Annotated in this window: 16 protein-coding genes and 1 riboswitch; of the genes, 3 read left to right on the forward strand and 13 right to left on the reverse strand. The window is 72.6% G+C overall.

Annotated features, from left to right (window positions below; translation table 11 throughout):
* Positions 1 to 57: 57 nt before the first annotated feature.
* Genes pnuC through ribD form a run of 3 tightly spaced genes read right to left on the reverse strand, consistent with a single transcriptional unit; the run spans position 58 to position 2,432 of the window.
* Positions 58 to 714, reverse strand: coding sequence for a nicotinamide riboside transporter PnuC (gene pnuC / locus ABZT14_RS15355; protein WP_356301874.1), 657 nt, complete (start codon positions 712 to 714; stop codon positions 58 to 60).
* On the reverse strand, positions 711 to 1,346 hold the full coding sequence (locus ABZT14_RS15360) for a riboflavin synthase (protein WP_356301877.1): 636 nt from the start codon (positions 1,344 to 1,346) through the stop codon (positions 711 to 713). Before ABZT14_RS15360 ends, pnuC begins: the two co-directional genes overlap by 4 nt.
* Positions 1,347 to 2,432: a bifunctional diaminohydroxyphosphoribosylaminopyrimidine deaminase/5-amino-6-(5-phosphoribosylamino)uracil reductase RibD gene (gene ribD / locus ABZT14_RS15365; protein WP_356302259.1), complete on the reverse strand. Its 1,086-nt coding sequence runs from the start codon at positions 2,430 to 2,432 to the stop codon at positions 1,347 to 1,349.
* Positions 2,433 to 2,612: 180 nt separating this feature from the next.
* Positions 2,613 to 2,743: riboswitch (FMN riboswitch) on the reverse strand.
* A gap of 190 nt (positions 2,744 to 2,933) precedes the next feature.
* Between ribD and ABZT14_RS15370 the strand changes: the two genes are divergently transcribed.
* Positions 2,934 to 4,169 carry an MFS transporter gene (locus ABZT14_RS15370; RefSeq protein ID WP_356301880.1) on the forward strand — a complete coding sequence of 412 codons (1,236 nt, stop codon included), beginning with the start codon at positions 2,934 to 2,936 and terminating at the stop codon, positions 4,167 to 4,169.
* Positions 4,170 to 4,977: 808 nt separating this feature from the next.
* On the opposite strand, the gene ABZT14_RS15375 is transcribed toward ABZT14_RS15370, so the two are convergent.
* The 3 genes from ABZT14_RS15375 to ABZT14_RS15385 form a co-directional block, all read right to left on the reverse strand.
* Positions 4,978 to 6,078 (reverse strand): polyprenyl synthetase family protein, encoded by a 1,101-nt coding sequence (locus ABZT14_RS15375; RefSeq protein ID WP_356301883.1) that lies wholly within the window; start codon positions 6,076 to 6,078, stop codon positions 4,978 to 4,980.
* Between the two features lie 250 nt (positions 6,079 to 6,328).
* Positions 6,329 to 7,273 (reverse strand): squalene/phytoene synthase family protein, encoded by a 945-nt coding sequence (locus ABZT14_RS15380; RefSeq protein ID WP_356301886.1) that lies wholly within the window; start codon positions 7,271 to 7,273, stop codon positions 6,329 to 6,331.
* A 281-nt stretch (positions 7,274 to 7,554) separates the two neighbouring features.
* The gene (locus ABZT14_RS15385; RefSeq protein ID WP_356301889.1) at positions 7,555 to 8,220 is read right to left on the reverse strand and encodes a TetR/AcrR family transcriptional regulator; all 666 of its coding nucleotides are present in this window, start codon (positions 8,218 to 8,220) and stop codon (positions 7,555 to 7,557) included.
* Positions 8,221 to 8,307: 87 nt separating this feature from the next.
* Between ABZT14_RS15385 and ABZT14_RS15390 the strand changes: the two genes are divergently transcribed.
* A complete protein-coding gene (locus ABZT14_RS15390) occupies positions 8,308 to 10,512 on the forward strand; it encodes an MMPL family transporter (RefSeq protein ID WP_356301892.1) in 2,205 nt (734 codons plus the stop codon).
* Between the two features lie 76 nt (positions 10,513 to 10,588).
* Here ABZT14_RS15390 and ABZT14_RS15395 read toward each other — a convergent pair whose 3' ends face one another.
* The 7 genes from ABZT14_RS15395 to ABZT14_RS15425 form a co-directional block, all read right to left on the reverse strand.
* Entirely contained in the window at positions 10,589 to 11,395 is an 807-nt protein-coding gene (locus ABZT14_RS15395) for an ABC transporter ATP-binding protein (RefSeq protein WP_356301895.1), read from the reverse strand.
* Positions 11,382 to 12,311, reverse strand: a complete 930-nt coding sequence (locus ABZT14_RS15400) for an ABC transporter permease (protein ID WP_356301897.1) — start codon at positions 12,309 to 12,311, stop codon at positions 11,382 to 11,384. Before ABZT14_RS15400 ends, ABZT14_RS15395 begins: the two co-directional genes overlap by 14 nt.
* Before the next feature lie 95 nt (positions 12,312 to 12,406).
* Entirely contained in the window at positions 12,407 to 13,279 is an 873-nt protein-coding gene (locus ABZT14_RS15405; RefSeq protein ID WP_356302262.1) for a glycosyltransferase, read from the reverse strand.
* A gap of 14 nt (positions 13,280 to 13,293) precedes the next feature.
* Entirely contained in the window at positions 13,294 to 14,094 is an 801-nt protein-coding gene (locus tag ABZT14_RS15410) for a CDP-alcohol phosphatidyltransferase family protein (protein WP_356301900.1), read from the reverse strand.
* Entirely contained in the window at positions 14,054 to 15,133 is a 1,080-nt protein-coding gene (locus tag ABZT14_RS15415; RefSeq protein WP_356301903.1) for an iron-containing alcohol dehydrogenase family protein, read from the reverse strand. Before ABZT14_RS15415 ends, ABZT14_RS15410 begins: the two co-directional genes overlap by 41 nt.
* Positions 15,121 to 15,873, reverse strand: coding sequence for a phosphocholine cytidylyltransferase family protein (locus tag ABZT14_RS15420; RefSeq protein WP_356301906.1), 753 nt, complete (start codon positions 15,871 to 15,873; stop codon positions 15,121 to 15,123). The genes ABZT14_RS15415 and ABZT14_RS15420 overlap by 13 nt, the downstream gene beginning before the upstream one ends.
* Complete coding sequence (locus tag ABZT14_RS15425; RefSeq protein ID WP_356302265.1) at positions 15,870 to 17,669, reverse strand: DUF5941 domain-containing protein; 1,800 nt, start codon at positions 17,667 to 17,669, stop codon at positions 15,870 to 15,872. Before ABZT14_RS15425 ends, ABZT14_RS15420 begins: the two co-directional genes overlap by 4 nt.
* 259 nt (positions 17,670 to 17,928) lie before the next feature.
* Here ABZT14_RS15425 and galE point away from each other — a divergent pair, with 259 nt between their 5' ends.
* Positions 17,929 to 18,906, forward strand: a complete 978-nt coding sequence (gene galE, locus ABZT14_RS15430; RefSeq protein WP_356301909.1) for a UDP-glucose 4-epimerase GalE — start codon at positions 17,929 to 17,931, stop codon at positions 18,904 to 18,906.
* Positions 18,907 to 19,222: the final 316 nt, after the last annotated feature.

Consider the following 19,222-nt stretch of genomic DNA (forward strand, 5'->3'; position numbering starts at 1 on the left):
CGTCCGCGTCCGGGGGGCGCACCGTGGTGGGTTCGGCGGGTGGGGCGGTGCTGGTCCTCATGCGGTCGCTCCTTCGGGCAGGGGCCGGGCGGTGGGGGTGCGCGAGCGGAGCCACCAGTCGCGCAGTCCCCACAGGACCAGCACCAGATAGATGACGTAGACCAGGCCGGAGAAGGCCAGTCCGCTGTGGAAGGCCAGGGGTACGCCGACCACGTCGACCAGCAGCCAGGCGAACCAGAACTCCACCAGTCCGCGTGCCTGGGCCACCATGGCGGCCAGGGTGCCCACGAAGATGTACGCGTCCGGCCAGGGGTTCCAGGACAGTTGGGGTACGGCGGTGAACAGGCCGCCGACCAGCAGGGTGCCGGCGGCGGTGCCGGCCACCAGGACGAGCCGCTCGCGGGTGGTGCCGAAGCGGACGGCGACCTGGCCGTCCTGGGCCTGCCGGTCGCCGCGCCGCCACTGGCGCCAGCCCCACAGGGCCACCGCGATGACCAGCAGCTGTTTGCCCACCCCGCCGGACAGTTGGGCGGAGGCGTACGCGGTCACCAGGATGACCCCGGCCAGCAGCTGGACCGGCCAGGTGGCCACCGAGCGGCGCCAGCCCAGGGCGAGGGCGGCCAGTCCGATGAGGTTGCCGATCATGTCGGACCAGATCACCGGTTGCCCCACGGCCTCGAAGGCGGTGCCGTGCAGCCAGTCCAGGGCGCTCACCGGTGCGCCTCCTCGGGCTGGGCCAGCGGGGAGGCGACCGGCGCTCCGGCGGCCAGCAGCCGCTCCACGTACTTGGCCAGCACGTCCACCTCAAGGTTGACCGGCGCCCCGACCTTCTTGTGGCCGAGGGTGGTCAGCTCCAGGGTGGTGGGGATCAGGCTCACGGTGAAGTGCTCCGGTCCGGCCTCGACCACGGTCAGGCTCACCCCGTCCACCGTGATGGAGCCCTTCTCCACCACGTAGCGGGCCAGTCGGGCGGGCAGTCCGACGCGTACGGTCTCCCAGTGGTCGCCGGGGGTGCGCTCCTCCACGGTTCCGGTGCCGTCCACGTGGCCCTGCACCAGGTGGCCGCCGAGGCGTCCGCCCAGGGCCATGGGGCGCTCCAGGTTGACCGGTGACCCCGGGGTCAGCGCGCCCAGGCTGGTGCGACCCAGCGACTCGGCCATCACGTCGGCGGTGAACTCCCCGTCGTGGACGTCCACCACGGTCAGACAGACACCGTTGACGGCGATGGAGTCCCCGTGCCGGGCCCCTTCGGTCACCAGGGGGCCACGTACCCGGAAGACCCGGGAGTCGCCACGGTCGGCGGCCTCCAGGACCTCTCCCAGTTCCTCCACGATTCCGGTGAACATCTAGCGGTTCTCCTCCTCGGCCGGAACGCCCCGGGGCGTCGCGGTGATCCGCAGATCGGGTCCGATCCGCTCGGTGTCGGTCACGTCCAGTCGCAGCGCCTGGCTGAGCGTCTGGATTCCCGCGTCGGTGAGGGCGCCCGGTCCCTCGCCGAGCAGTACAGGCGCCAGGTAGCCGGTGACCTGGTCCACCAGTCCGGCCCGTACGAAGGCGCCGGCCAGGGTGGGCCCGCCCTCCAGCAGTACCGAGGTCACCTCGCGGGTGTGCAGCGCGGCCAGCAGGGCCGCCAGGTCCAGGCCCCGGCCCCCGGCGGCGCGTGGAAGCCGCAACAGTTCGGTGTGGTCGGCGAGTTGGCCGGCGTCGGCGTCCTCGGCGACGGCCACCAGGGTGGGTGCCGCCTGGTCCAGCACCCGGGCTCCGGGGCGCACCACCCGGGCGTCGGTGTCCAGCACCACGCGCAGCGGCTGTACGGCGCCCTCGGTCTTGCGTACCGCCAGGTGGGGATCGTCCAGCCGGGCGGTGCCGGCTCCGACCAGCACCGCGTCGCAGCGGGCGCGCAGCCGGTGCACGTCGGCCCGGGACTCGGCGGAGGTGATCCAGCGGCTGCTGCCGTCGGCCGCCGCGATCCGCCCGTCCAGGGTGGCCGCGTACTTCCAGTGCACCCAGGGGCGCCCCAGCCGCTGGGCGGTGAGCCAGGGGGCGTTGCCCCGGGCGGCCTCCTCCTCCAGCAGCCCCACGGTCACGTCGACCCCGGCGCCCCGCAGTCGGGCGGCCCCGCCCGAGGCCCGTTCCGTCGGGTCCGGTACCGCCACCACCACCCGGGCCACCCCGGCCTCCACCAACGCCTCGGCGCAGGGCCCGGTACGGCCGGTGTGGGCGCAGGGTTCCAGGGTCACCACCACGGTGGCGCCCCGGGCGTCCTCCCCGGCCTCGGCCAGGGCGTGGACCTCGGCGTGCGGGCCGCCGGCCCGCTGGTGCCAGCCCTCGCCGACGACGCGGCCCGAGGGGTCCAGCACCACGCAGCCGACCACCGGGTTGGGGCTGGTGGAACCCATGCCTCGGTCGGCCAGTTCGATGGCTCGGCGCATCGCCGACCGTTCGGCCGCTGCCGGGGGGATGAGGGGCACCCGGTCCTCCTGCCTTCAAGGCACGGACTCCGGGGCGCGAGGGCGAACGAGCGGGTACCGGGTACGCACAGGTCACGCGACGCGCGTGGTCGGCTCCGACCATCGCGACCGTCACGAGCCGCCTGAGGACACCTCGGCCCGCCGCGCACTGCCTCCCATCCGGACTCTCACCGTCGGTCCAGGAGTTTCACCTGGTCAACCGGCCGCTGGCGGCGGCCGGGTCGCGGACTGTAACCGCCGGTTCGGAATTTCACCGACCCCGGAGTGCGCTGACGTCACTGATACGGACCCAGTTTGCCACGGGGTCGGGAGTGGTGGTCGTTCGGGTCCTGTGCGGTCACTCACAGGAGTGGGCACGGAGAGCCCACGAACCGGCCCCTCCGGTGTGCGAAACGGGGTGGAGATCCCGGCCGGGAACCCTCAGTCTGGTCCAGACCGCACCCCACGAGGCGAAGGCAGGGCATGAGCGAGGCGCATCGGTCACAGAGCCAACCACCTGGCGAGGCAAGGGAGTTGGAGGTCGGGGTGCCGGGGTCTCCCGACCGCGCCACACGCCGGGCGCGGTGGGCGGTGGCGGCGGTGTTCCTCGCGCACGGGGCGGTCAGCGGCGGGTACGCGACCCGCATCCCCTGGATCCAGGAACGGCTTGCGCTGAGTCCCGGATGGCTGGGGCTCGCGCTGGTGTGCGCCACCGCCGGGGCGGCACTGGGAATGCCGCTGGCCGCGCGGGTGGCGCACCGGATGGGGCCACGGCGGGCGCTGCGGCTGCTGTCCGCGCTGTGCTGTTCGGCGCTGGTACTTCCCGCCCTGGCGGACTCGCTGTGGTCCCTGTGCCTGGCGTTGCTGGTCTTCGGCGCCGGGCTGGGGCTGATGGACGTGGCCATGAACGCCGAGGGCGTACAGATCGAGGAGCGGTACGGGCACTCGGTGATGTCCGGGCTGCACGGGATGTGGAGTGTGGGGGCGCTCACCGGGGGCGCCGTGGGGGCGCTGGCGGCGCACTTCGAGGTGGACGCGCGGCTCCATCTGGGCCTGGCGGCACCGCTGTTGGCGGCCGGAGCGGTGTGGGCCGGCAGGTGGACCCTGGACATCCGCCACTCCCCCGACCCGGACGCGCCCCAGCCGCCGCTGGTGGCCCTGCCCTCCCGTGGGGTGCTGGCCGTCGGCCTGGTCGGCTTCTGCGCGGTGTTCGCCGAGGGGGCCTCGATGGACTGGTCCGGCATCTACCTGCGGGAGGTCACCGGTGCCGCCCCGGGCCTGGCCGCCTCCGCCTACACCGCCTTCGCCTGCACCATGGCCGGGGCCCGGCTGGCCGGCGACGTGATGGTGCGGCGCTGGGGGCCGGTACGGACGGTACGGGTGACCGGCGCGCTGGCCACCCTGGGCGGCGCCCTGGTGGTGGCCGCCCGTACCCCGGTGTGGGCCGTCGTCGGGTTCGCCCTGATCGGTCTGGGCATCGCGGTCGTGGTGCCGCTGTGCTTCGCGGCGGCCGGACGGATGGGCGCCTCCAGCGGCTCGCCGGGGCAGTCCATCGCCGGTGTGGCGACCCTGGCCTACGCCTCCGGGCTGGCCGCCCCGGCGGCGGTGGGCGGCATCGCCCAGGCCACCTCGTTGTCGGCCTCGTTCGTGGTGGTCACCGTCCTGGCCTCCGGGCTGTTCCTGGGCGCCGGGATGCTGGGACGCGCCGAGGGGACGTAGGGCCCGGGCCGCCGGACCGGCTTCCTCCGCCGGCCGCGCGACCGCCTGGGTGGCGAGCCCGCCCGAACGGTACGGGTCGAGCGGAGTACGGGCCGGGGCAGGGGGCTGAGCAACTGATCGGCGCCCCGAGCACCCGCCACCAGGCCGAGGGAGCAACGCTGAGGGGCCGGCCCGACGCGGCCCAGCGGGACGGGATGCGGTGCGCCGCTACGGCACGCGAACCGTTACGGGAGCCGAAGGGACGCCCTCGACCCCAACTCCGTTGAAACCGAGGCCTGTTACCGCACCCGTGGGTAGCGGGACTTCCCTCGGGACAGTTCGGTGCCCCGCACCGTGGGCCGGGGGCCGACCCCCAGCAGGGCGGGACCCGACGCCCCGGGACGGATCGCGCCCCCGGGGCCCCTGGTCACCCGGGCCGAGGTGACGGAGGGCAGGGAACGCCAGGCGTCCCCGGTTCGGCACCAACCCGAGCCCACCCACACCCATACGAGTGGGCCCACCACCAACACCCCCGACCCCAACTCCGTTGACACCGAGGCCCGTTACCGCACCCAGGAGTGACGGGACCTCCGGCGACCCGGACCGGACCCTCGGCGCGTTACCCCGACCTCGCGGCCCCCTGGGCCAACCACCGCAACCACGAACACGCCCCCACCCAACTCCGTTGACGCCGAGGCCTGTTGCCGCAGCCCGGCGGTGGCGGGGCCCCCGGCCGGCGCCCCGAACCGAGGGGCGCCCCGCCAGTCACCGGAGACCGGAAGCCCGGCATGGGCGGGCCACTGACGCGGACCGGGCCGGCCAGGGAGAGTCAGCGTTCGCGCACCACCACGAAGTCGGCCAGGCCGACCAGTTGGGCACGCACCCGGTCCGGCATCCGCACGTCGTCCAGGGCGGCCACAGCCGTGGCGTGCTGGCGGCGGGCCTCCTCGGCGGTCCAGTCGCGTCCGCCCGCCTCCTCGATCAGGGCGGCACGCTCGGCGAACTCGCTCTCCTGGAACTCCTGGAACTGCTCCTGGCTCTTCTTGGCGTCGTCGGTGAGCAGTTGGCACAGGCGCTCGGCCGCCGGGCCCCGGCCCTCCAGGGCGGCGACCACCGGCAGGGACTTCTTCCGCTGCCTCAGGTCGCTCCAGGTCCGCTTGCCGGTGGAGCTGGGGTCGCCCCAGATCCCCAGCAGGTCGTCCACCGCCTGGAAGGCGAGGCCCAGGTGGTAGCCGTAGGTCTCCAGGGCGTCGGCCGTGGCGTCGTCGGCGCCGCCCAGCACCGCGCCGATGGAGGTCGAACAGGCCAGCAGGGCACCGGTCTTGTTGCCCTCCATCTCCAGGCACTCCTGGACGGTGACCCGTTCCCGGTGCTCGTAGGAGATGTCCTGGGCCTGTCCGTCGATCAGCCGCCGGGTGGCGCGGGTCAGTCGTCGGGTGGCCCGCCCGGCGTCCACCGTGCCCAGCTCCAGCAGGACCTCGTTGGCCAGCCCGAACAACGCGTCCCCCACCAGTACGGCCAGGGCCGGTCCGTGCACCTTCCACACGGTGTCCCGGTGGCGGCGCTGTTCGTCGCCGTCCATCAGGTCGTCGTGCAGCAGGGAGAAGTTGTGGACCAGTTCCACGGCCACCGCGCCGGGGAGGCCGACCTCGGCATCGGCCCCGGCGACCTCGGCGGACAACAGCGCCAGCGCGGGGCGTACCGCCTTGCCGCCGTCGGCCTCCGAGGGGTTGCCGTGGGCGTCGATCCAGCCGAAGTGGTAGGCGGCCACGGTGTCCATGGGGGCCGCCAGCCGCTCGACGGCGGAGCGGAGTGCCGGGGTGGACAACCTCCGTCCGCGCTCCAGGAGTTGACGTACTCCGACGTCCTCGGATGCGGGCTGTGCCGGAGTCACGAGCGCTCCTTGGGCTGTGGTCGAGGTGCTGGTCATGCCGCCCTGCCTTTCTGCTCTGGTCGAGCGTCCCCCACCGGCGTTCCGGGGGCGGCTCGCGGTGCGCCCGGTGGTACCGGTCGCGAGCGTGGCCCCGTCGCGGACGGCACTGTTCATGGTCGCTGGCCAGCCAGTATCGGTGCACGTCTCCCGGGGCCGGACACCGGGGACCGTGGTCGGCGTCCCCGGGATGATGTCACCCTGGGTCGCCTTCTGCCCAACAGCCACCGTCCGGTGTCGCCCCAAGCGTTCAGTCCTGCCCCCAGTGCGGGGCGAGCTGGCGCGGACGGTGGCCGGCGAGGCCCCGCAGGGTGATCAGCGTCTTGTGCGGCGCGGGTACGTCGAGCTGTCGCCGGAGTACGGCGGTGGGGCGGGCGGCGATCCGCTCCAGCAGGCGGCGGTGGATGCCGGCCACGGCGGCCACACAGGCACCGCCGCGCCGGTCGAGCAGCGGGAACAGGGCGTACCCCTGGGCGAACAGGGAGCGGGCGCGCTCCACCTGGTACCCGACCAGTCCGGCCAGGTCGGCGTCCGAGGAGCCCGAGCCCGACCACAGGGCGTGGGCGCAGCCGAACCTCTCCACCTCGTCCCGGGGGAGCGCGATCCGACCGTGTACCGCGTCCCGCCCCAGGTCACGCAGGATGTGGGTGAGGTGGACGGCGGTGCACAGGGCGTCGACGTACTCCCCGGCGCGCGGTTCGTCCCGCGCGCCGGGACGGGTGCCCAACACCTCGACCGCCAGGCGCCCCAGGGCGCCGGTCCTCCGCCGGCAGTACTCGCCCAGCTGGTCCCAGTCCTGGTAGCCGGCGCGGTCCAGGTCGTCCCGGGCGGCGTCCACCAGTTCCTCCAGCGGCTCGTGGGACAGGCGGTACCGGCCGACGGCGTGCCCGAGGGCCACCGCGACCGGGTCCGGGTGCCGGGAGTCCACCCGCCCCTGGCCGAGGTCGACCACCAGCTGCGCCGCCGCGCGGAGTCGGGCCCGCTTGTGGTCGGCGCGCAGGGGCGCGGCGGCGATGTCGTCCACCCTCCGGTGGAAGGCGTACAGGGAGCACAGCGCGCGCCGCTTGGCGGTCGGCAGCAGGCGGACGCCGTACCGCAGGTCGGGGGCCTGCTGGGCGGTCACCGCCGCGCAGTGCTCGTACGCCGCGCGTACCGGCCGGGGAAGCCTCGGTGTGGACGGGATCCTTCGCGCCATCGGGGGTCAGCCTCTCTGCACGGCGCCACCCACACCCGCGCGAGGCCGGGCCCGCGCCCGGGAGGGGTGGCTCGGGGTGGGTGGGAGGTCCCGCTCGCCGGCCGGTGGCCGTACGTGTGGCGGGCCGGGGCACGGAACGGGTCGCGCACCCGGTGGGCGCGTCGCTCCCCTCGGGGGAGGTCAGCACGGGGTGCTGTCGCCGTCGCCCTCACGGCACCGTTTCTACACCGCCGCCGGTCGGGGTGCTCCCGGGACACGCGGTACGGCCCGGGCCCCGGCCCTCAGGAGGTCAGCCCGCGCAGTACGGAGGACATGGCCTGCTGGGCCAGCCGGTCCTGCACCTCCTGGTCCAGGCCGGACAACGCGCCGTCCAGGATCAGCATCACCAGTCCGTGCACCACGGACCACAGCACCACCTCGGCGCCCGCGCGGCGTTCCGGGGACAGCACCCCCTCCGCCACCAGCGCGTCGACGGCGTCCACCAGCAGTCCGTAGGAGCGGAAGTCCCAACTGCCCTGCTGGGGCTGGCCGTCGCCGCCCTGCTCCATTCCGAGGGCGGCGTGCGGTATGGCCGCGTGGCAGAAGGCGGAGCGGAAGAGGCCGGGCTCGTCCAGGGCGAAGTGGACGTAGGCCCGGCCGAGGGCGAACAGCCGCTCCTGTACGTCGTGGGGGTCGATGTCGGCCACCGCCCGCTCCATGCGGTCGGCCATGCCCTCCTGGCCGACCACCTTCACCGCGTAGAGCAGTTCCTCCTGCCCCTGGAAGTGGCGGTAGGCGGCGGTGGGCGAGACCCCGACCCGGCGGGCGACCGCTCGGAGCACCACCGCGTCCGGCCCTTCCTGTCGGGCCAGTTCGGTGGCCGCCGAGATCAGCGCGTTCCTCAGGTCGCCGTGGTGGTAACCGCTCTTGGCGCCCCGCTTGGGGGCGCTCTCCTCCGTTTCCGCCATGCCCCCATCCTGCCCCAAGTTGACAGCATTAACATTCCGCGCCACAGTTCATGTTGACGCCGTAAACATGGCATGAGGGGAAGACCGATGCTGCGCGCACTCGCCGAACTGACGCTCCGCAGAGCGAGAACACTGCTGGTGATCTCCGTGATCGCCCTGGTAGCCATGGGCGCCGCGGGGGCGGGTGCCTTCGGCAAGCTCCAGACCGGGGGCTTCGAGGATCCCGACGCCCCCTCCACCCGCGCCACCCAGCTCATCGAGGACAGGTTCGGCGGAGAGGCCAACCTCCTGATGCTGGTCCGCGCCAAGGACGGCGACCTCAAGGACCCCGCCGTCGCCCGCGAGGGCAAGGCCCTCACCCAGGGCCTCAGGAACGAGAAGGGCCTGTCCGGGGTGACCTCCTACTGGGACAGGGGAGGCGCCTCCCTCACCTCCGAACGGGGCGACCAGGCCCTGGTGCTGGCCCATGTGAAGGGCGACAGCACCGCGATCTCCGACCGCTCCAAGGAGGTCATCGACAAGTGGACCGGTGACCGGGGGGCGGTCGAGGTCAAGGCCGGGGGCAGCGCCAGCGTCAACAACGACATCAGCACCCAGGTGTCCAAGGACCTGGCCGTCGCCGAGGCCATCGCCGTACCCCTCACCCTGGTGCTGCTGGTGCTCGCCTTCGGCAGCGTCGTCGCGGCCCTGCTCCCCCTGGCCATCGGGCTGGTCGCCATCGTCGGCACCTTCGCCGAACTGTTCGTCCTCGGCAGCGTCACCGACGTCTCCGTCTTCGCCATCAACCTCACCACCGCGCTCGGCCTGGGCCTGGGCATCGACTACGGGCTGCTGATGGTCAGCCGCTTCCGGGAACGGCTGGACGCCGGGGACGAGGTACCCGACGCCCTGGTCACCACGGTGCGCACCGCCGGCCGCACCATCGCCTTCTCCGCCGCCACGGTGGTCGCCGCGCTGGCCGCGCTGCTGCTGTTCCCGCCGTTCTTCCTCCGCTCCTTCGCGTACGCCGGCATCGGGGTGGTCGCCATCGCCGCGCTGGCCGCGCTGATCGTCATCCCCTCGCTGCTGGCCCTGCTGGGACGCCGGGTGAACAGCGGCAGCCTGCCCTGGGCCCAGTCGGTACGCCGTCCCGACGCCCCGGCCTGGGGTCGGCTGGCCGCCCTGGTGATGCGGCGTCCGGCGCTGACCGCGCTGCCGGTGCTCGCCGTACTGCTGGTGGCCGCCAGCCCGCTGCTGGGCGTCTCCTTCGGCAGTCCCGACGAGCGGGTGCTGCCCAAGGACGCGCAGAGCCGCCAGGTCGCCACCTCCCTGCGGAGCCAGTTCGCCGCCCAGGACAGCGACGCGGTGCAGATCGTCACCACGGGCGCGGTCGGACAGGCCGAACTGAGCCGTTACGCCGAGGCGGTCTCCCGCCTGGACGACGCCGAGCGGGTACACGCCAGCAACGGCGACTACCGCGACGGACGGGTCGCCGAACCCGGGCCGGGCAACCGCGCCCTGGGCCGTCCCGACGCCCAACGGCTGACGGTCGTCAGCGCCGCCGACCCCAAGTCCACGGCCGGCCAGGACCTGGTACGGCAGATCCGGGCCATCCCCCCGCCGGAGAACACCGAGGCACTGGTGGGCGGCAACGACGCCATCCTGGTGGACACCCGGGCCGCCATCGGCGACCGGCTGCCGGCCGCCGTCACCTGGATCGCGGTGACCACCTTCCTGCTGCTGTTCCTGTTCACCGGCAGCGTGGTCCAGCCCCTGCGGGCGCTGGTGCTCAACGCGCTGAGCCTGACCGCGTCCATCGGCGCCATGGTGTGGATCTTCCAGGACGGCCACCTGTCCTCGGCCCTGGGCTTCACCGCGATGCCGATGGAGACCTCGATGACGGTGCTGATGTTCTGCATCGTGTTCGGACTGTCGATGGACTACGAGGTCTTCGTCACCAGCCGGATCAAGGAGTACCACGACGCCGGGTTCGCCCCACGGCGCGCGGTGGTCGACGGGCTCTCCCACACCGGCCGCATCGTGACCATGGCGGCGGGGCTGCTGGCGGTGAGCTTCTTCGCCTTCGGCACCAGCCAGATCAGCTTCCTGCAGATGTTCGGCCTGGGCAGTGGGCTGGCCATCCTCATCGACGCGGTACTGGTGCGCGGGGTGCTGGTGCCGGCCGCCATGCGGCTGCTCGGCCGCGGCGCCTGGTACGCCCCCGCTCCGCTGAAGCGCCTGCACCAGCGGGTGGGGCTGTCCGAGGCGGTCCCGGAGGGCGCCGCCGAGAAGCGCGAGCCGGCCGGGGTGTGACGGCCACACGTGGCAGTGGGCCCGGTCCCCTCCTGGTGAGGGGGCCGGGCCCACTGGCGTGGCCGGGGGTGTCAGCTCACTTGCCGGTGAACTTCTCGTACTCCTTGAGGACTTCCTCGGTGGGTCCGTCCATCCGCAGCTTGCCGTTCTCCAGCCACAGCACCCGCTCACAGGTGTTGCGGATGGACTTGTTGTTGTGGCTGACCAGGAAGACGGTGCCGGCCTGTTCGCGCAGTTCCCGTACCCGGGCCTCGGAACGCTTCTGGAACTTCTTGTCCCCGGTGGCCAGCGCCTCGTCGATCATCAGCACGTCGTGGTCCTTGGCCGCGGCGATGGAGAACCGCAGCCGGGCGGCCATGCCCGAGGAGTAGGTGCGCATCGGCAGGGAGATGAAGTCGCCCTTGTCGTTGATGCCGGAGAAGTCGACGATCCCCTGGTACCGCTCGCGCACCTGGTCACGGGACATGCCCATGGCGAGCCCGCCCAGCACCACGTTCCGCTCCCCGGTCAGGTCGTTCATCAGGGCGGCGTTGACGCCCAGCAGGGAGGGCTGGCCGTCGGTGTAGACCCGGCCGCGCTCGGGCGGCAGCAGTCCGGCGATGGTCTTCAACAGGGTCGACTTGCCCGAGCCGTTGGTGCCGATCAGCCCGATGGCCTCGCCCCGGTACGCGGTGAAGGTGACGCCCTTGACCGCGTGCACCTCGCGCATCCCGGCCGGTGCCGAACGCCGCACGATGCGGCGCAGGGCGGCGACGGCGCTGCCCCTGCCCTTGCCGCCGCCGTAGACCCGGTAGACCACGTGCACGTCGTCGGCGATGACCGTGGGAACGCGGTCCCCGGTGGTCCTCGGTTCAGCGGCGCTCATTGGTTCAGCCACGGCCATAACGCTCCTCCGCCTTCCAGAAGTACACGAATCCGACGGTGATCAGAAGGGCCGCCCACCCCAGAGCGACCAACCACACGTGGGGTGGCAGGTTCTCCGAACCGTAGCCGTCGATCAGGGAGAACCGGATCAGGTCCATGTAGATGGCCGCCGGGTTCCACTGGAGCACGTCCACCACCCAGACCGGCACGTCCCGGTCCCGGAGCATCAGCGGGATGCTGAACAGCACGCCCGAGCCGTACATCCAGGTCCGCAGCACGAAGGGCATCAGCTGGGCGAGGTCGGGGATCTTGCTGCCCATCCGCGCCAGGATGAGGGCCAGCCCGGTGTTGAACACGAACTGCAAGGCCAGCGTGGGGAGGATCAGCAGCCAGGACCAGGTGGGCATGTTGCCGAAGCCCAGCACGAACAGGAAGACGACCACCATCGAGTACAGCAGTTGCTGGAGCTGCTGGAGGGCGAAGGAGATCGGCAGGGACGCCCGGGGGAAGTGCAGCGCCCGCACCAGGCCGAGGTTGCCGGAGATGGCGCGTACGCCGGCCAGGGCCGAGGACTGGGTGAAGGTGAAGAGGAACACCCCGATCACCAGGAACGGGATGTACATGGTCATGGTCATGCCCCGGCCGGCCTTCAGGATCAGCCCGAAGATCAGGAAGAACACCGCCGCGTTCAGCAACGGCGTCATCAGCTGCCACAGCTGTCCCAGCTTGGCCTGGCTGTACTGGGCGTGCAGCTTCGCCTGGGAGAAGGTCAGGATGAAGTGGCGCCTCCCCCACAGCTGGCGCACGTACTCCGGCAGAGGAGGCCGGGCCCCGCTCTGCGACAACCCGTACTTCGCCGCGAGTTCGGCCGGGGACAGGCCGTCGTCGGGTGAACGCGGGGAACTCACCGCACCGTCGTGCGTCGTCTCACTCACTTTGAAACTCTCGTCCTCACACTGCCCAGCGGGATCAGAAGTTCGGGCCCCTCCCCCGTCGTGGGCCCCGCCCGATGCTCTCAGATCCGAGCCTGTCAGATCACCGGCGGTCGGCCCAGACGGGTCAGCCGCCACACCGTACGCCACCGCATCGCCCGCCGAGGGCCGCACGGGGTGGTCCACCCCTCGCGGAAGCCGCCCAACCAGGCGCGCAGCGCCGGCAGGGACGGCCGGCGGGCCAGGGTCAGCAGCAGCCACACCCCCACGTAGACCGGGATCAGCGGGTACGGGAGGTTGCGGCGGGCCAGCCACACCCGGTTGCGGGCGACCATGCGGTGGTAGACCGCATGCCGGCTCGGCGCCGTGGTCGGATGGTGCAGCACCATGTCCGCCCGGTAGTCGATCATCCAGCCCGCGTCCAGGGCCCGCCAGGCGAGGTCGGTCTCCTCGTGGGCGTAGAAGAACTCCTCCGGCAGCCCCCCGACCTCGGCCAACACCTTCGTACGGACGGCGTTGGCGCCGCCCAGGAAGGTGGTGACCCGGGAGGAACGCATCGGGTCGGCGGCGCGCAGCCGGGGTACGTGGCGGCGCTGGGTGACCCCGGTGTCCGGGTCGGCGATACGGAAGCTGATGATGCCCAGCCGGGGATCGGCCTCGAACGCCTCCCGGCACAGCCGTGCGGTGTCCTTGTGGGGCAGCAGCCCGTCATCGTCCAGGAACAGCAGCGCATCCACCTCGCCGCCACCGGGGCCGAACGCCTCGATGCCGACGTTGCGCCCCCCGGGGATGCCCAGGTTCTCCGGCAACTCCACGGTGCGCACCCCCTCCGGCAACTCCGGCAGGGGGGCGCCGTTGCCCACCACCACGACCTCGACGGGGTCGCCCTCCTGGGCGGCCACCGAGTCCAGCAGGGCCCGCAGCTCCTCGGGGCGGTTGCCCATGGTCAGGATGACCGCCCCGAGCCTCATCTCCCGTGCCCCGTTCACTTGAGCCTGCTGGAGGCGAGGATGGACACCAGGTGCAGCAGCGTCTGGAGCAGGGCGATGGCGGCGAGGAGTACGACCCCGAGCCGGGTGAAGAACAGGTCGCCCCGCACCAGGTCGGCGATCGCCACCAGCAGGATGAACAGCGAGGCCTCGACCCCGCCGACCAGCCGGTGGAACTTCAGGGCCGCCGCCGCCCGGCGGGCCAGCGCCAGCCCCGAGGAACGGGGCACCGCGGCCTCGTCCCGTACCGCCGCCAGCCCGCTGCGGGAACGGGCGACGTCCACCAGGTCGGTCTCGGCCTTGATGAGGATGGCGCCCAGGGCGGCGAGGGTGCCGAGGAAGGCCCACAGCCAGTTGCCCTCCCCGTCGGTGCCGACCAGGTCGGCCGCCCGGAGGCCGAAGCCGACCAGCAGGGCGGCTTCGGCCAGGTAGTGGCCGACCCGGTCCAGGTAGACCCCGGTGATGGAGGTCTGGCCCCGCCACCGGGCGACCTCGCCGTCCACGCAGTCCAGCAACAGGTACAGCTGGATCAGCAGGGCCGCCACCAGCGCGCCCACCAGTCCGGGGACCAGCAGGACCGCGCCGGCGGCGATGCCGGCCACCACCATCAGATAGGTCAACTGGTTGGGCGTGATGCGGGTGTTGACCAGGTAGGGGTCGCAGCGCAGCGAGATCTCCCGCATGTACAGACGGCCCGCCCAGTGCTCACCGCTGCGCCGGTCCTTCACCCCCTCGGGGTGGACGACGGCGCGGAGTTCAGCCAGCGTGGGCTTCTGCGCTGTGGATGGCTTGGACATAGTCGGCGTAGGCGTCCCTGATCTGGTCGGTGGACAGGTCGAGGTGTTCGAGGATGGTGTAGCGGCCGGGCCGGGTCTGCGGAGCGAACTCCACCGCCTGCACGAACTCGTCCTCCTGGAAACCGATCTCGGTCGGCAGCACCGGGAGTCCGTGCCGGCGCAGCACCCGCACCATCAGGTCGGCCGTCTCCTTGTCCCCGCGCAGGTGGGTGGCGAACGCCGCGCCCAGACCGCACTGTTCGCCGTGGCTGGCGGCCCGCTTGGGGAACAGCAGGTCGAAGGCGTGGTTGATCTCGTGGCAGGCCCCGGAGGCCGGCCGGCTGTCGCCGGCCACCGACATGGAGATACCGGTCAGCACCAGGCCCTCGGCCAGGACGGTCAGGAAGCCGTCGTCCTCGCAGTTGCCGGGATGCCGCAGCACCGCCTCGCCGGCCTGGCGCGCCATGGCGGCGGCCAGCCCGTCGATGTCCTCGCCCTTGACCCGGTGGGCCAACTCCCAGTCCGCGACGGCGGAGATGTTGGAGATGGCGTCACCGACGCCGGACCGTACGAAGCGGATCGGCGCCTGTCGGATGACGTCCAGGTCGATGACCACCGCGATGGGGTTGGGCACCCCGTACGAGCCACGGCCGGCGTCGTTGTCGAGGGTGGCCACCGGTGAACACAGGCCGTCGTGGCTGAGGTTGGTGGCCACGGCGACCAGCGGCAGGCCGATGCGGGCGGCGGCGAACTTGGCGCAGTCGATGATCTTGCCGCCGCCGAGTCCGACCACCGCGTCGTAGTGGCCGGACTTCATGGCGTCGGCGAGCTTGATCGCGTCGTCCAGGGTGCCGCCGCCGACCTCGTACCAGGTGGCTCCGGGAAGCGCCGGGGACAGCCGCTCGCGCAGCCGCTGCCCGGAGCCGCCGCTGATGGCGACGGCGAGCTTGCCGGAGTGGGAGATCCGCTGGTCGTGCAGCAGACCGGCCAGGTCGTCCAGGGCGCCGGCGTTGATGTCGACCACCAACGGCGACGGGATGAGCCGGGTCAGTACTGGCACGCGATCTCCCGTCCCTTGGCCAGGTCGTCGTGGTTGTCGATCTCGACCCAGCGCACGTCACCGATGGAGGCCACGTCGATGGCGAAGCCCCGGTTCACCAGCTCCTGGTAGCCGTCCTCGTAGTACAGGTCGGGGTCCCGCTCGAAGGTGGTCTTCAGCGCGTCGGCCAGCTCCTCGGCGGCCTCCGGCTCGATCAGGGTCACCCCGATGTACTCGCCGGTGGCGGTGGCCGGGTCCATCAGCTTGGTGATGCGCTGGACGCCCTTGCCCTCCTCGGTGACGACCTTCATCTCCTCGTCGGCGAGGTTCTTCACGGTGTCCAGGGCGAGGATGATGCGCTGCCCCTGGCCCCGGGCCTCCAGCAGGGTCTTCTCGACCGACACCGGGTGCACGGTGTCACCGTTGGCGAGGATCACGCCCTGCTTGAGCACCTCGCGGGCGCACCACAGGGAGTAGGCGTTGTTCCACTCCTCGGCCTTGTCGTTGTCGATGAGCGTGAGCTTGACGCCGTACTTCTGCTCCAGCGCCTCCTTCCGCTCGTACACCGCCTCCTTGCGGTAACCGACGACGACGGCCACCTCGGTGAGGCCGACCTCGGCGAAGTTGCCCAGGGTCAGGTCCAGGACGGTGAGCGACTCCTCGTCGCCCTCGGGGCCGACCGGGACCAGCGCCTTGGGGAGGGTGTCGGTGTAGGGACGCAGACGCCGTCCGGCGCCGGCGGCCAGCACGAGGCCGATCATGCGGGTTCTCCTGATTCGTCGTGTACGGCGGGTGCTTGAGAGGACACCCAGAAGCGGATGCTCTCCCAGAGCACCGCCAGCGCCAGAGCGACGGCGAGGGCCGTCAGCGCGATGGTGAAACCTTGGCCCGTGCCGCCCAGCAGGCAGGCGGCGGCGAGAGTGACCACCAGGGTTCGGCCCTCGTGGCCTCCGATCGCCCGCACCAGCAGGGCCGGCGGCGCACCGGTGCCACCGCGGATGCGGTACACCGTGTCGTAGTGATGGTAGGCGACCGCCGCAACCAGGCCGAAAGCGGCCGGCAACGATCCGTTCACCCCGTCCGCCTGGGCACGGGCGGCCAGGACCAGCACCGTGCCGTACTCGGCGGCGCGCAGCAGTGGCGGCACCAGCCAGTCCAGCGGGGCGCTGAGGGGGCGGGCGACGGCCAGCCCGGACAGCAGGGCGTAGACCACGACGGCGGCCACCGGCCACCAAGTGCCCAGCGGTGTCCAGGCGCTGACGCCCACCAGCGCGGCGCCCCCGAGGAGGACCAGCGCGGGCGCGGGCAGGGCGGCCGGCCTGGGCAGTCGCGCGGCCAGGGTGGCCAGCGGGCCGCTGTCGGCGAGTTCGGCCAGGGCGCGGGCGGCGGCCGGCGGGTAGGGGCGGCCCTTGCGGTTGACGGAGCGCAGCAGTCGGCCGGCGGTGGTGTAGCAGGCGGCCAGGGCGCAGCCGACCAGCAGCACGGTCAGGGTGACGCGGGGGGTGGTGCAGGCGGTCAACACCGCGATCAGGGCCCAGCGTTCACCGATGGGCAGGACGACCATGCGTCGGGCCCACACCGTCCAGCCGACGCTGTCCAGGCGTTGGGACAGGGCGGCGGTGGGGCTGGAGTTGCCGTCGTCGTGGGCGTGGGCCTCGTTGTAGGCGAAGTCGACCACGTGGCGCACGGTCTGGAGCACCATGGCGCCGAGGGCCAGCGCCCACACGTCGTCGCCGTCGGCGCGGGCGGCCCCGAGGGCGAGCCCGGCGAAGTAGGCGTACTCCTTGGCCCGGTCGAAGGTGGCGTCCAACCAGGCGCCCAGGGTGGAGTACTTCAGCGCGTAGCGGGCCAACTGGCCGTCGGTGGCGTCCAGTACGAAGGAGGCGAGCAGCAGCAGCCCGGCCGCGACGAAGCCGGCCCGTTCCCCGGTGGCCGCGCAGCCGGCGGCGATCAGCGCGGTCAGCAGGGAGGCGGTGGTGACCTGGTTGGGGGTCAGGCCCCGGCGGGCGCACCAGCGGGCGATGTAGCGGCTGTAGGGGCTGACCAGGAAGGTGGTGAAGAAGCCGTCCCGTGCCTTGACCGCGCTCCGCAGGCGTACGGCCTCCTCGTCGACCTCGGCCACCCGTCGCCGCGCGTCCTGGCGCTCCTCCTCCCCGGAGGGCACCTCGGCGACCAGGGTCCCCAACTCGGGGCGGTGGACCGGGGTGCCGGTACCGGTCAGGGCGTCGGCCAGTCGGTCCGGGTCCAGCGACCCCGGGGCGCCGGGGGAGGTCAGCGCGGACCTCAGCGGGGCGACCGGGGTGGTGAGCGCCCCGGTCACGGCGGCGGCGTCGAAGCGGGGGTCGGTGAGGGCCAGGCGCAGGCTGTGGCGGTGGCCGACGAAGCCGGGGTGGACCACGGCGACGGTCGACTGGTCGGGCAGCGCGTCGAGTTCGGCGGCCAGCGCGGCGGGGTCGGAGGGTTCGGACAGGTGCCGCACCGTGAAGCCCAGGGCTCGCAGGTCGTCCTCCAGGGGCGAGCCGGTGACCGGCAGACCGGTGAGGATGGCGGTCGACAGTCGAACTCACTCCTTGAGTGCACGGGTGGTCCGCCGGCCCGTTCCCGGTGCCCGGGTTTCCCGGGACGGCAGGCGGCGGTGGGGCCCGCCGTCGCTCCGTGGAGCGGCGGGCGCCATGTCGGCAGAGGCTATCGGATCGTTCGAGACGGTCGTTCACCCCGGATTCACCGAGGGTGGGTAGCCCTGTCGGCACACAGCATCTTCGATCTTGGCCCCTGGGACAAACCGCCGTCCCCGGGCTGCCGTTAGGGTGCGGTGCATGACGTGGATGTTGACGGGCGGCGCCGGATATATCGGGGCACACGTGGTGCGTGCCATGACGGCCGAGGGTGTCGGAGTGGTGGTCTACGACGACCTGTCCAGCGGGGTGTCCGAGCGGCTGCCGGAGGGGGTGCCGGTGGTGCGGGGGTCGGTGCTGGACGGTGACCTGGTACGCCGGGCCCTGTCCGAGCACCAGGTCACCGGGGTGCTGCACCTGGCGGCCCGCAAGCAGGTGGGCGAGTCGGTGGAACGGCCGCTGCACTACTACCGGGAGAACCTCCAGGGGCTCACCGAGCTGTTGGAGGCGGTGGTGGAGGTCGGGGTGCCCCACTTCGTGTTCTCCTCCTCGGCGGCGGTGTACGGGATGCCGGACGTGGACCTGGTCACCGAGGAGACCCCCTGTGTACCGATGAACCCCTACGGCCAGACCAAGCTGGCCGGCGAGTGGCTGGTGCGGGCGACCGGGGAGCGGCACGGGCTGCGCACGGCCTGTCTGCGCTACTTCAACGTGGCGGGGGCGGCCACCCCCGAACTGGCGGACCTGGGCGTGTTCAACATCATCCCGATGTTCTTCGAGCGGATCGACGCCGGCGAGCCTCCGGTGATCTTCGGTGACGACTACCCCACCCCCGACGGCACCTGCGTACGGGACTACCTGCACGTGGAGGACCTGGCGCGGGCCCATCTGGCGGCGGCCCGCCACGTGGCGCGGCCGGAGGCGGTTCCCGGCGAGGACCTGACGGTCAACATCGGCACCGGAGTGGGTGTCTCGGTGCGCGAGATGGCCGACCTGGTGGCGGAGGTGACCGGTCGGCCGGACCTGCCGGCCCGGGTGGCCGGTCGCCGCCCCGGGGACCCGGCGCGGGTGGTCTCCTCCTGCGCGCTGATCGGTGAGCGCCTGGGCTGGCGGGCCCGGTACGGGGTGCGGGAGATGGTCGAGTCGGCCTGGGCCGGCTGGCGCCTCCGCCACGGGTAGGGCGCGCCTGGACCGTGCCGGGCCGCCCCCTGGTCCGATGCCCGGGGCGTCGCGGTGCGTGGACGGTGGCACCCGTCGTAGGGCTCGCGCACTCCTGTTCCGCCCGACGGCCACCGCTTGAGCCGTGGCGTGGAGTCGGGTCAGGACGTGTACGCGCGTCCACGGACGGGCGCACCGGTGCGAGCGGCGCCCCGACCATGGGAACGCGTGACCAGTCCGCCACATACCGGTGAACACCGTGCGGTGAGACGCGAAAAGGACGGCCGGCGCGACAGGGTCCGAACTGACCGCGTCTCACTGGTGTTCAGGGGGTCGG

The sequence above is a fragment of the Streptomyces sp. NPDC005438 genome, from assembly GCF_040606315.1.
Taxonomy (GTDB): Bacteria; Actinomycetota; Actinomycetes; order Streptomycetales; family Streptomycetaceae; genus Streptomyces.